General features: G+C 38.5%; 7 protein-coding genes, 2 tRNA genes and 3 rRNA genes. 4 read left to right on the forward strand and 8 right to left on the reverse strand.

The features are described from left to right. The first annotated feature begins 1 nt into the window (after window position 1). Together PC_RS07420 and PC_RS07425 are read left to right on the forward strand one after the other, a co-directional pair. Complete coding sequence (locus tag PC_RS07420; protein ID WP_011176095.1) at window positions 2–706, forward strand: hypothetical protein; 705 nt, start codon at window positions 2–4, stop codon at window positions 704–706. Window positions 707–718: 12 nt separating this feature from the next. Continuing rightward, complete coding sequence (locus tag PC_RS07425; RefSeq protein ID WP_011176096.1) at window positions 719–967, forward strand: hypothetical protein; 249 nt, start codon at window positions 719–721, stop codon at window positions 965–967. 608 nt (window positions 968–1,575) lie between these two features. On the opposite strand, the gene PC_RS07430 is transcribed toward PC_RS07425, so the two are convergent. The 6 genes from PC_RS07430 to PC_RS11410 all read right to left on the reverse strand — a co-directional run bounded on the left by PC_RS07430 (window position 1,576) and on the right by PC_RS11410 (window position 7,253). Beyond that, window positions 1,576–1,869, reverse strand: a complete 294-nt coding sequence (locus tag PC_RS07430) for a hypothetical protein (protein WP_011176098.1) — start codon at window positions 1,867–1,869, stop codon at window positions 1,576–1,578. A 77-nt stretch (window positions 1,870–1,946) separates the two neighbouring features. Continuing rightward, window positions 1,947–2,061: ribosomal RNA gene (rrf, locus tag PC_RS07435) — 5S ribosomal RNA — on the reverse strand. 131 nt (window positions 2,062–2,192) lie between these two features. Beyond that, window positions 2,193–5,139 (reverse strand): 23S ribosomal RNA (locus PC_RS11395). A gap of 282 nt (window positions 5,140–5,421) precedes the next feature. Next, window positions 5,422–5,498: transfer RNA gene (locus PC_RS11400), tRNA-Ile, on the reverse strand. A 12-nt stretch (window positions 5,499–5,510) separates the two neighbouring features. Then, window positions 5,511–5,583, reverse strand: a tRNA-Ala gene (locus PC_RS11405). Between the two features lie 130 nt (window positions 5,584–5,713). After that, a 16S ribosomal RNA gene (locus PC_RS11410) occupies window positions 5,714–7,253 on the reverse strand. The 16S, 23S and 5S rRNA genes sit together here with 2 tRNA genes alongside, the layout of an rRNA operon. A gap of 621 nt (window positions 7,254–7,874) precedes the next feature. Between PC_RS11410 and PC_RS10065 the strand changes: the two genes are divergently transcribed. Both PC_RS10065 and PC_RS07450 read left to right on the forward strand, forming a co-directional pair. Further along, complete coding sequence (locus PC_RS10065; protein ID WP_011176100.1) at window positions 7,875–8,711, forward strand: fasciclin domain-containing protein; 837 nt, start codon at window positions 7,875–7,877, stop codon at window positions 8,709–8,711. A gap of 217 nt (window positions 8,712–8,928) precedes the next feature. Then, window positions 8,929–9,489 carry a hypothetical protein gene (locus PC_RS07450; protein ID WP_011176101.1) on the forward strand — a complete coding sequence of 187 codons (561 nt, stop codon included), beginning with the start codon at window positions 8,929–8,931 and terminating at the stop codon, window positions 9,487–9,489. A 121-nt stretch (window positions 9,490–9,610) separates the two neighbouring features. Here PC_RS07450 and treY read toward each other — a convergent pair whose 3' ends face one another. Further along, window positions 9,611–12,481, reverse strand: coding sequence for a malto-oligosyltrehalose synthase (treY, locus tag PC_RS07455; RefSeq protein WP_011176102.1), 2,871 nt, complete (start codon window positions 12,479–12,481; stop codon window positions 9,611–9,613). A gap of 186 nt (window positions 12,482–12,667) precedes the next feature. Then, window positions 12,668–13,711 carry a ferrochelatase gene (gene hemH / locus PC_RS07460; RefSeq protein WP_011176103.1) on the reverse strand — a complete coding sequence of 348 codons (1,044 nt, stop codon included), beginning with the start codon at window positions 13,709–13,711 and terminating at the stop codon, window positions 12,668–12,670. Between the last annotated feature and the right edge of the window lies 1 nt (window position 13,712).

A 13,712-nucleotide genomic window follows, 5' to 3' on the forward strand; every position in this document is an offset into this window, starting at 1 on the left:
GATGTTGAAACTAGAAAAATGTGCAAAAAGTTGTCATATTACCATCTCTTTAAGGCACCGGGATACATTTTTTTCTCCTTTACTGATCAAAGCATTGGTGTTTGCACTCTCCATTCATTTCGTTGCAATCCTTTTATTTCATATTAAACCCTTTAAAATTACCTCAACTTTTCTTTATCCTCCAATTCAAGTAGAAGCTGAGCCTTCTTTCGAGATTTCTTCTCCATTCCTTCTACTACAAGAAGATGAAAGCATTCAATATCTAACCCCTCCAACACCGATCGACAATCTCTCCTATTTCTTTCCCGTATCTCACTTTCAAAATCAAACACAACTTCAATTAATCGATTTTGCTTCTATAGAAGAAAAATACTGGCCTATTTATTCACCTCCTCTAACCATAGAAAAACCTGCCATTACACTATATGTTTCGGGAGATTTATCTGCTTATCCCTTATTAAATTCTGATCCTCGCCTAGAATCTAAGATATTGCTCAACAATCCAGCTAAAGATCCTTATTATATAAATTATAAAGTAAAATTAGATGGAAAAACTGGAGTTATTTTTTGGTATGAACGTGTTCAGTCGAGTGGAGTCGTTGAGAAAGATTTCCTTACCGAGCAAATCCTTTTAAATACAAAATTTAAGTCTATCTCAACCACCTTTGTACCAGTATCAGGTTGGTTAAATTTTGTCATTTACTAATAGAGGTTAAAAATGATTGAGCTTAACTTTACAACAGCGTTTATGCTTTACTTGGGTGTTACCATAGGCGCTTTATTAGGAACATGGGTTTACTCCCATTATCGAACACGTAAGCAAACTATTTTTTCAACAGAACAATCTTTATTTGTATGCGAATATTGTCACTTTGCTTATTTAGAAGAAAATATAAAAGAGCTCAATCGTTGTCCGCAATGTAATCTTTTTAATAAACAAAATTATTACAAACACATAAATAGTTAAATTTAATTTATTCATTATATTAAAATTAACAAAAAAAATTAATTAATAGTAAAAAACATAGATTATTTCCAATTTAGAAAAATTTTATTATCATCTTTAAACTATTATTAAAGGTATTGTATTAGCAATTATTAATATTAACGTTTCACCTAACTTGTCTTATTATCAGCAAAAAACTTATTTAGTAGTCCTCTCTCCGAAAAAGTTTTTGATAGGCTTACTCTCCGGTCCTTTAAAACTCTTAAAAAATAATCAATGGCGGATAAAAAAATACTTAGTTTTAAGAAATATTGAAAACAATACTAACAATGTCTTGTCTTGTTATTTGTTTTATCGTTTAGAGTTTCTTAATCAACTATTTAATTGCATGGTTTTGTCATTAAAATGCTTTCTGTCACAAACCATCTCGTCGATTTGCTTAATAAATCCCCTTAATATTTAAGTTTTTATATTCCTGCAAATAAATCTTTTGTCTACCTTGGATACAGCTTAGCTGAATTAGTCCTCGATCAATGCTTTGAGTGTTTAAAAGAATGCTCTTTCAAAGACTTAGCTTCTTTAACAGATTCTGTAATAGCCACGGTAACTTTAGCAGAAATAATTTTCTTTTAAAGTAGAAGCAAGTTGGCATCATTTTGATTATAGCTTATCAATAATGTTGACTTCCTTTCGATCGACTGAATTTTTTGAGACGCTAATATTATCTCTAGATTTAATTCTGTATTGGATAAATACTCGTCAAAGCCATTATGGTTTTTTCCATATTTTTGTAGAAAATTTTGCCCAATTCTGTTTTCAGATAATTTATTTATCTTTTTCTCAATTTCCTTTAAATAAAAAACATGAGCGAATTCATGAGTAGCTTTATTGGGAATGCCAGGCAAATAATGGACGGTTGGCAAGAGAGCCTCAAAGAAAAGAGAAGCAACGGGGCAAAAAAAAGGGCCTTAAAACGGGTGTTTTAAGGCCAAAAAGAAAAGTTTGGCGGCGACCTACTCTCCCACACTCTTGTGTGCAGTACCATCGGCGATGAAAGGCTTGACTTCTGAGTTCGGAATGGGTTCAGGTATTTCCCTTTCTCTAATGCCACCAAACGAAAATCATAAAAGGTTTAAGTTTCACTTATCAAAATCAGCTCTTGAAAACAATCTCACACGCTTGATTTTTTATTTCGCACCACACTGTTTGTGCTAAAGGGAATGGTTTTCATCCTTTAGAAAAAAAGGTGGTCAAGCCGATCGACCGATTAGTATTGGTAAGCTCAACGCATTACTGCGCTTACACACCCAACCTATTAACCACATGGTCTATATGGTGTCTGATAGGGATACCTTATCTTGAGGGAGGCTTGGCGTTTATATGCTTTCAACGCTTATCCGTTCCGAACATAGCTACCCGGCAATGCTCTTGGCAGAACAACCGGCTCACCATTGGTTCGTCCACTTCGGTCCTCTCGTACTAGAAGCAGCTCCTCTCAAGTATCCTACGCCCACAAAAGATAGGGACCAAACTGTCTCACGACGTTTTGAACCCAACTCGCGTACCGCTTTAATTGGCGAACAGCCAAACCCTTGGGACCTTCTTCAGCCCCAGGATGCGATGAGTCGACATCGAGGTGCCAAACCGCCACGTCGATATGAACTCTTGGTGGCGATAAGCCTGTTATCCCCGGAGTACCTTTTATCCGTTGAGCGACGGCGATTCCACATTCCACCGCCGGATCACTAAGCCCGACTTTCGTCTCTGTTCGACTTGCAGGTCTCACAGTTAACTTGCCTTATACCTTTACGCTCTACTCGTGATTGCCAACCACGATGAGGCAAGCTTTGGACTCCTCCGTTACTCTTTAGGAGGATACCGCCCCAGCAAAACTGCCCGTCTGACAATGTCCGAATCCCAGCTTCATGGGATTTCGTTAGATTCCCGACTTATCAAGACCAGTATTTCAACGACGACTCCAGCTCACCTGACGATGAGCTTTCTTAGTCTCCTGGTTATTCTACACATGACAAGTCAAGAGCCAATATCAGAGTACAGTAAAGGTTCACGGGGTCTTTCCGTCTTATTGCGGGTAAACAGCATCTTCACTGCTACTACAATTTCACCGAGTCTCTTGTTGAGACAGTGCCCAGATCGTTATACCATTCGTGCAGGTCGGAACTTACCCGACAAGGAATTTCGCTACCTTAGGACCGTTATAGTTACGGCCGCCATTCACCAGGGCTTAAATTCAATGCTTTGCACTTAACGTGCTAACATCTCCTTTTGACCTTTTGGCATTGGGCAGGCATCACACCATATACTTCGACTTAGACGTCTTTGCATAGTGCTGTGTTTTTGTTAAACAGTCGCCTGGGCCATTTCTCTGCGGCCACAGGATGCTCTAGCAGCGAGTGCTATCACAACTTGTGGCTCCTCTTCTCCCGAAGTTACGAGGATAATTTGCCGAGTTCCTTAACAAGAGTTCTCTCGCGCGCCTTAGAATATTCTTCCCACCCACCTGTGTCGGTTTTGGTACGGTCACCATCAACGATTAGAGTCTATTTCTTGGAAGCCTTGCGCTACGCTATCGGTTCCCCCGAAGGTTTCCCTTAGTGACAACCTGGTCTTCCGTTAGCGGATTTACCTACTAACCAACCTCATTGCCCCACGGACACATCCAATGGTCCGCGCGCTTAACGTACTCCGTCGACCCGTCACCAATGTTTTAGGTGGCGCAGGAATATTTAACCTGCTTTCCATCACCTACGCTTTTCAGCCTCGGCTTAGGGACCGGCTAACCCAGGGAAGACGAACTTTACCCTGGAAACCTTAGGTTTTCGGCGAGGAGGATTTTCACCTCCTTTATCGTTTACTCATGCCATGCATTATCACTAGTATGCGCTCCAACGCTCCTTACGGTACATCTTCGACGCTGCATACTACGCTCTCCTACCGCTTATTCTTTAACAGAATAAACCCGCGATTTCGGCTCTATGCTTTAGTCCCGGATATTATCGGCGCAGAGTTTCTCGATTGGTGAGCTGTTACGCACTCTTTAAATGATGGCTGCCTCTAAGCCAACATCCCAACTGTTTTAGAAACTCCACTTCCTTACTCACTTAGCATAGAATTAGGGGCCTTAATCGGCGAACTGGGCTGTTCCCCTTTTGACAACGTAGCTTATCCCACGCTGTCTATCTCCCGGACGACTTTACAGTATTCGGAGTTTGATTTCCTTTGGTAGGTCGGTAAGACCCCGCGTGAATTCAGTGCTCTACCCCTGTAAAGGCTGTCCGAGGCTAACCCGAAAGTTATTTCGAAGAGAACAAGATATCTCCAAGTTTGATTGGCCTTTCACCCCTATCCACAACTCATCCAAAACTTTTTCAACAGTTACTAGTTCGGTCCTCCACAAGGTGTTACCCTTGCTTCAACCTGGTCATGGATAGATCACTTGGTTTCGTGTCTGCGCCAAATGACTTAACGCCCTTTTAAGACTCGCTTTCGCTTCGGCTTCGGAATGAGATCCCTTAACCTTGCCATTTAACGCAACTCGCTGGCTCATCATGCAAAAGGCACGCCGTCAGCCATTCCCAAATCATTGGGCATAGGCCTTCGACCGTTTGTAAGCTATTGGTTTCAGGTTCTATTTCACTCCCCTAACAGGGTTCTTTTCACCTTTCCCTCACGGTACTGGTTCACTATCGGTCATTAACGAGTATTTAGCCTTGGAGGGTGGTCCCTCCGGATTCAGACCGGGTTTCACGTGTCCGGCCCTACTCAGGTGCTCATCTAGCTAGCTCTCTTTTTCGCATACGGGGCTTTCACCTTGTATCGCCTAACTTTCCAGAAATGTTCTGCTAAAGTTCGCTAGCCGTTGTGATGAGTCCTACAACCCCACTAATAAATTAGTGGTTTGGGCTCTTCCCACTTCGCTCGCCGCTACTATGGGAATCTCTGATTTGATTTCTTTTCCTCTGCCTACTTAGATGTTTCAGTTCGGCAGGTGTCGCCTCCTTAACCTATGGATTCAGTTAAGGATAACCAGACATTACTCTGGTTGGATTGCTCCATTCGGATATCTCCGGGTCAATGCTTTTTTCCAGCTCACCGAAGCTTTTCGCAGGTTTCGCGTCCTTCATCGCCTGTTAATGCCAAGGCATCCACCAATAGCCCTTAATAGCTTGACCAAAAAATTTTAGTCTCAAGCAATTAAGTATGAGTTACGACTCACATAAGCTGGTCGCTTATGTCACTTAAATTTTTGTGTGAAGATTATTCTCAAGCGCTGATTTTGATCAGTGAATTTGTGATGACTTTGGTCATCTTTACTTTTCACGTTTCTTGTTCTTTCGAACAATCAACGTTTCAGATTAAACTTGATTCTTAAACTTTTATGACTTTCAAAATAACAACTTACCTGCACTAAGCAGGCTATTTATAACAAACAAAACTGTTATAGGTAATTAAACTGGTGCGGTTACCAAGACTTGAACTTGGGACCTCGACATTATCAGTGTCGCGCTCTAACCAACTGAGCTATAACCGCAAGAGCAAATCTTGGAGGCTAGGAGATTCGAACTCCTGACCCTCTGAATGCAAATCAGATGCTCTACCAACTGAGCTAAACCCCCGATTTATAAAGATCGGCTGTCTAAGATTTGCGATCTTTTTCAAATAACTATGCTTTAACAGCATAAGTAAGACAATGTACGAAGCATAGAGCTTGCCCAACCTGTTTGCTAAGTTAGCAAACTGTCCTTTAAAGGAGGTGATCCAGCCCCACCTTCCGGTAGGGCTACCTTGTTACGACTTCATCCCAGTCATCGGCCTCACCTTACACGCCTCTTCCCTTGCGGTTAAGCCAGCGGATTCGGGTAAAACCAACTCCCATGATGTGACGGGCGGTGTGTACAAGACCCGGGAACGTATTCACGGCGATGTTGCTGACTCGCCATTACTAGCAATTCCGTCTTCATGTAGTCGAGTTGCAGACTACAATCTGAACTGGGGCCGGCTTTCGGGATTTGCTTCACCTCGCGGCTTCGCTGCCTTTTGTACCGACCATTGTAGCACGTGTGTAGCCCCAGACATAAGGGCCATGCGGACTTGACGTCATCCTCACCTTCCTCCTGGTTAACCCAGGCAGTCTCATTAGAGTTCCCACCTTAAATGTTGGCAACTAATGATAAGGGTTGCGCTCGTTGCGGGACTTAACCCAACACCTCACGGCACGAGCTGACGACAGCCATGCAGCACCTGTGTAGCAGTCCCGAAGGAAAGGCCTATTTCTAGACCGGTCTACTACATGTCAAGTCTGGGTAAGGTTCTTCGCGTTGCATCGAATTAAACCACATGCTCCACTGCTTGTGCGGGTCCCCGTCAATTCTTTTGAGTTTCAGCCTTGCGACTGTACTCCCCAGGCGGTATACTTAACGCGTTAGCTACGGCACAACTAGGGTTGAGTCCAGTTACACCAAGTATACATAGTTTACGGCAAGGACTACCAGGGTATCTAATCCTGTTTGATCCCCTTGCTTTCGCGCTTTAGCGTCAGGTATAAGCTAGAAAACCGCCTTCGCCACCGGTGTTCTTCCACATATCTACGCATTTCACCGCTACTTGTGGAATTCCGTTTTCTCCGCCTACCCTCTAGAGATGTAGTTTCAAATGCTGTTCCGAGGTTGAGCCTCGGGATTTCACATCTGACTGACACCCCCGCCTACGCGCCCTTTACGCCCAATAAATCCGATTAATGCTTGCACCCTCCGTATTACCGCAGCTGCTGGCACGGAGTTAGCCGGTGCTTCTTTACCTGGTACGCTCAAAATCACTGGATGTTAGCCAGCTCATCTTGTTCCCAGGCGAAAGAGCTTTACGACCCTAAGGCCTTCTTCACTCACACAGCGTCGCATCGTCAGGCTTTCGCCCATTGCGAATGATTCTCGACTGCAGCCTCCCGTAGGAGTCTGGGCAGTTCTCAGTCCCAGTGTTGGCGGTCAATCTCTCAATCCGCCTAGACGTCTTAGCCTTGGTGCGCCTTTACCACACCAACTAGCTGATATCCCATGGACCTCTCTTTAACCGCGAGGTCTTGCGATCCCCCACTTTAATAAAAAAAAGATGTCTTCTTTTCACCCTATCCGGTATTAGCGGTCGTTTCCAACCGTTATCCCAGAGTTAAAGGCAAGTTATCCATGTCTTACTAACCCTTCCGCCACTAAACCCGAAGGTTTCGTTCGACTTGCATGCCTCATCCACGCTGTCAGCATTCAATCTGAACCAAGATCAAATTCTCACAGAAAAATAAACTCTTGAAAACCTGAGTTGATTATATTAATCTGCACTACTTAAACGTAGTGCTATATGTGGGGCATCTTCATGCCTCACACAAGCTCTATTGTTTGCTTGCACATTGTCTTTCTTATACTGTCAAAACATGAGTACAAGTGCTCATCGGCACTCGTTATTCTTACTACTTACATTTTTGTACGTTTCGTTCGTAAGAAGTTCCTAATTTACAGAAAACGGCTGATTTATCGCAATACCTTTTTACTTCAGATTTAAATTTTATCGATATGCTTTTAATCATAAAGACTTATAAGGCACTGTTATTTTTTTGGTTATACGTTCGAATTATTTGAAAACATGATTTATATTTAGAGAAAATGAAAATAGAATTCTTAAATTGCTTAAGATTAATCAACTACTCTTTCTCTGTCAAAAATTAAAATAATTGCAAAAACTTTTGAAAATGAATCAGAAAGATGATCATATAGATATAAGGCCATCTATCAAGTTTGCCTTACTGTCTATATCAAAATGATGGCTAGGTTTTAATTTAGTTTAAAATAATTTTTATGAATGTATAATCCAATTTAGCTCATTTAAGACAAAAAAACAGCATATTAGGGGGATCTTCGTTATGCAAATATTTTACAAATTTATCTTTTCCGCTTTAGTCGTAGGCAGTTTATGTAATCAGGTTGAAGCCGATTGCCTCCGCTGCAAAAAAATTGAGGCTGAACGTGCAAAAGAACAAGCTGAACATCCTCAACAAGTCGGTTACTATGACGATCACATTAGCATGGTAGATCAACCTAAACTCTCTAGCTCATCAAACTCTACCACTATAAGCACGAATCCCAAATCAACAAATACTAATAAGCTTACTGCTGCCGCACCAACCTCAGAACAAGTTGAAAATCAACCAAATGTGACGGGCAATCTTTACATTAGTGAAAATGTCTATCAAGATTCTAAGAATCCACAAAACAAAATTGTGGAAGAAACAATCGAAGAAAGTATTCAAATTCCTCAAGATCAGCTCTCAGTTAATTCACCTTCTCAATTCACTACACAAACTGCAAATTCACAAACTTTTTCTACTTTGGTAAATCTCTTAAAAACGAAGGATTTGCTAACAACACTCAGTGGCTCTTTTACAATTTTTATTCCCTCTAATGAAGCTTTGCGTGCTCTTCCACCAGAAACTTTAAAAAATTTATTCATCCCTGAAAATAAAGAACAATTATCTAATTGGATAAGCAATCACATCGTTCCAGCAAAAATCATTAAAAAAGATATTAAAAGTATGCAAGTGAAAGCTTTGAGTGGTAAGGATTTAGATATTTCTGTCAACGGAGATATATTAACAGTGAATGGTGTTAAAGTTGTTCGAACTGAAACTGCTAACGATGATGGTGTGATGTATGTAATTGATCAAGTTTTATTTTTAAGTCCTATAGACTCCGTAAAATAATAAACATTTGCCTCATCTTTTAGATTTTCCTTTATTAAAAAAAAACAATGAGGCATGAATGGAGTGATTTCGCATTTAGTTTATTCAATTTTCGGAGTATTAATGGATCGGTTAACCAAATTCAATATACACAAAATCTCAAATCATTTTGCTCATGCTGTAATTTTAACCGTTTTCCAATCTAGCAACATTTAAGACAAAACATAAGGAGATTTGTATGAAAATGTTATCAAAAACTGTACTGACTTCTATTTTATCGACTTTAGTTGCTGCTAATGTAATGGCTCAATGTTCTTCAAGTGGATATCCGTGGAGTAGCCATAAACGCTGTTATGGTTCATCTCAACAGCAACGTGAATCTTACCATGCTCCAATGGATCAAAATTGTTTAAAAGGATATCCATGGGGTAGCTATAAACGCTCTCATGGCTCACCTCAACAACAGGGTCCCTACAATGCTCCAAATGATCAAGGCGACTACTATCAATACTATAATGGAAACGCTTATTACCATGACTTTGACGGTCATGGAGTGCACAAATATCCAACTTATGGTGATCATCCAGAATTTAATCCAGGTTATGACCGTCCAATAGACCGTAATTACCAAGGGTTTAATGAGAATCATGGGCATCAAAATAGCACTGATCAAGCAATTGCTTTTGAAGATCTACAAGGAAACTATAATCCTGATGATCTAAATAAGAATAATCCCTCTTATAGTCAAACGAATGAAGTAAATCAAAACATAAATTCATCGACACAAAAAGCTCATTAATACTTAGCTTTAGCTTGATAACGTCCAGACCACACAAAATTTTATTTGTGTGGTCTTTTTTTTATAAACATTGATTTCTTACAAACAGCTTTATTTTGAAAAATAAAAAGTTTATGAATATTTATTCTTTCAAAAGAACGGCAAAAGGAAAATGGGAAAACAACTGCGAAAGACTGATTGATTGACAAGATTCAAATTCAAAAGTTTGTCCAGACAGTATATCTCGATAAGCCTCCCCATTTGGTAAAGAAATCGATAAATAGGTCTGATCCCAAACTTGATTGATAGGTAATATTGTTGATATATCGGTTAAATTTTTGAAAAATCTTCCTACGACGACAAGAAGCTGCATATTAGAAATAGAACGAGTAAAAGCAATCACGTGTTGAGATTTATTTCCTATAATTTCTACTGGTTGATAATCTCCTTCTTGAAAAATTTTGAAATAGCCATTACGAAAATTTAGAAGAACAGATGTAACGTACAATTTGATCAATCCATCTTCTGGATTTTGAACCAATTGATGAATAAATTTAGGTAAATCTTCTTTTGATCTTTGTTTAATAATTTGTAATAGCTGGGGTCGACTTGAATAATCAACCAAATGACGATTATCCGGATCTACTAATGAAAACTCCCATAATTCGCTTCCCTGGTAGAAATCAGGAATTCCAGGGCTTGTTATTTTCAAAATTAATTGGGAGATTGAATTAAACAATCCAGCTTTGATAATTTTTGGAATCCACGCTTTAAAATCTATTAAAAATAGGCTATCTGGCGACAAAATTCTTTGAATAAAATTTCTAACGCTATTTTCATAATCGACTTGATGGTTAATCCAACTAGTATGAATTTTAGCCTCTCTTAATGCTTTTATCATGTAAAGTTCTATCCGATGGCAATAATGTACCAAAGCATTAGCATCCATTTCATAAATAGGCCAAGTTCCAATAAGTGTTTGATATAAAAGATATTCCTCATTGCGATCTAACTCTTTTTGATGTAGTTCGCTTTGCGAGAGATGGTTAAATTTATGCCAACGGTTCAACATTAAATTCCACTCTTGAGGATCTTCTGATAATACGTTAATCCTCGCTCGAACATCTTCACTTCGTTTAGTATCATGAGTGAAGGTTGTCAATAAACTATGAGGCCAATTTTGTAGTCTCATTTGATTGATGCGATGAAAATGGCTGACATCAATACCAAATTGGCCGGGTTTCATTCCCACTTCATTTAACGAACTTAAAGGATAGAAACGATAAAAAAAAGTATCCTCTATCCCCTTTGCTGCAATAGGCGCGGATAATTGCTGAAAACGCATAATAAAATATTTTCGATCATCAATTTGCTTTTGATTTAAACCAGGCGGATTTTCAAATAGAAGAACATCTTGAACGAAATTCAAAACAGATAAATCGCTTGCTGGATTAACTTTTTTTGCTAATTTAATTGCTTCGTTGATTAAAACTTTATCTTCTGGATTGATTATTTCATCAGAAAAGCGAATATAACTACGATAAACGGGAAAACACGCGACAATATCAATTAGCGCGGACCTTAAACTTTCAAATGTATAATCTCTAGACCAACGATGTTGTTCGGCAATTATTTCTAAACACCGGGAGAGCATTTGTAGTTCACTGGATAAAAAATTGGACAATATCAATTTTTTAGCTTGATAAATGATTTCCTCGATTTCTTGGAAAGAGCCTGTAAAATTTCTATAAATTTGATAAAAGTCTTCACTATGCTGAGTAAAAACAAATACGCCATTGACTAAATTTAAAAAATCATAACCTGTTGTTCCATGAACAAGCCAGTGAGAACGAAGTTTTTCATTCCCAATTAAAATCTTCTCGATAACGACATAAAAAGCTTTTTGCTCATGTAAATCGTAATTTCCAAGCAATTGTTTATATTTGCCTTGCAAACGCATGAAATATTGTTCAGGATCAAATAAACCATCTACATGATCGATGCGTAAGCCTTGTACATGATTTTGTTTGATCATATTAAAAATCCAAGAATGCATCTTGTCAAACACACTCTCATTTTCTACACACATGCTTGCTAATTCATTAATATCACAAAATCGACGATAATTGATTTCCTCATTGGTGACGCGCCAATAACTTAACCGATATGCTTGCTCATTGAGCAATTTTTCGAGATTATCATAATTAGGAGGGCAATCTTCACTCACATTAAATTTTTTTAAAACTTCGTGAATATCAATTAGAATAGTGGGATTGTGCTGAATTAATTTAACTAATCTTTTTTTTATCACTTCTTTCTCTCGGCTACGCTCCTTACGTTTTTCTAAATCTGTTTCCAGAATACTTGGCATATATGCGAGAGCTGTTACAATGCTTTCTAATTCGGATAACTGAGATTGATTGCATTCTAAATTGTTTTTTAAGTGTTCAACAAGCAAATTAAGAATGAGTACCCAAGAACTTGGATTTAAAGGATAAAATTTTTTGTGGTACTGAACAAAAAAGGCTCCTTGCTTAAAGGCAATTTTGAGATTTTGATCATCTATCACTTTTCCGTATTGCTTGTCTAATATCGGCAAAAGAACCTTATTATTTAATTCTGGTTTTAGAGGCGTCCAATTAATATCAAAATATTCGGCATAAAGAGAACTGAGCCCATTTTCCAATACGTCGTTCCACCATTTATTTCCTTCATTAATGCACATATGGTTGGGAACAAAATCGACGATTAGTCCCATTTTCATTTCTCGAAGAGATTCAGTAAAAAGAAAAAATTCTTCCTTTGTTCCAATATCCGGATTTAATTGTGTGATATCAATAAGGTCATACCCATGAAGGCTGCCTGGTTGCGATTTATTAATAGGAGAGGCATAAAGATGAGAAATTCCTAAATCTTTAAAATAAGGAATTAATTTGCTTGCTTGATTAAATGTGAAATGTTGGTTGAATTGTAAACGATAAGTGACTAAGGGGATGATAGAAAGATCGTTCATAATTTCCTCTAAAAATTCTAAAAATGTAAGGGAATTGGAATGAGTGGAATTGGCATGTGTTTATTATTTTTATAGGAGAAAATTTTTAGTCCACTTTCGGACCTTAACCCGTTTTCCATTCGAGGTCAATTAAATTTTAACTTACAATAAATAGCTTTTTTTATTTGAATCTATTTTGGCAAAATCTTACCGAGAAAATTGACTGTGAGGGTGAGGAAGATGTTCTTGAATGATCGTCTTTATAGCCTCTATCCAAACGGGATGGCTGTTTAGACCCTCCACTAGATGCAGAGTATCCCCTCCCAAATGTTTAAATTCTTCAGCATATTCGATAGAAACTTCACACGTGGTTTCAAGACAATCACAAACAAAAGCAGGGCAAAAAACAAGGATTTTTTTTCTATTTTTTGCGAGACAATCTTTTAATAAATCACTTGTATAAGGCTGAATCCATGTCTCTTTTCCGAGTCTAGACTGAAAACAAACGGTATATTGCTCGAGTTTAATCCTAAGTTTTGAAGCAATGGCTTTTGCTGTTCTATAGCACTGGGCTTTGTAACAAAATGCATTGTCCGAGCAAATCACTTGACAACAGTTTTCTGTTAAACATTTACCTGTTGAATCTCCTTTTCGAATCTGCCTTTCCGGTAATCCGTGAAAGCTAAATAAAAAATAATCATAAATACTTAAATCGTATTGCTTTGCCCTTTCACAGAAAGCTCCTACTAAACCAGGATGGTCTGGGTAACTATTGATAAATGTCAGTGTTGGGATATTTTGCCACTGCTGTAAATGTTTCATAACTTCTTGATGTACAGAGCCTGTTGTGGCAGACGCATATTGAGGAAATAAAGGAAAAATCACAATTTCTTTTACATTTGCTAATTTTAAGCGCTCTAAACCTTCTTCAATTGAGGGATTTTGATAACGCATCGCCAACTCAACTTGAAATGATTCACCTAAAATCATTTGCAGTTTAGTTTGAACAGCTATTCCATGAACAAGAAGAGGAGATCCTTCAGCTGTCCATAGTTTTTGGTAGAGCATGCTTGATTGTTTATATCTAAAAGGAACAATAATGCATCTTACTAAGAGCTGTCTTTTTAGCCAGGGCAAATCAATTACTCTCCCATCGGTTAAAAATTCATTCAAATAACGATAGACATCTTTAGGTCGAGGAGTTTTAGGTGTTCCAAGGTTAACAAGTAAAATTCCTGTTCTTTGATTCATT

The sequence above is a fragment of the Candidatus Protochlamydia amoebophila UWE25 genome, from assembly GCF_000011565.2.
GTDB lineage: Bacteria > Chlamydiota > Chlamydiia > Chlamydiales > Parachlamydiaceae > Protochlamydia > Protochlamydia amoebophila.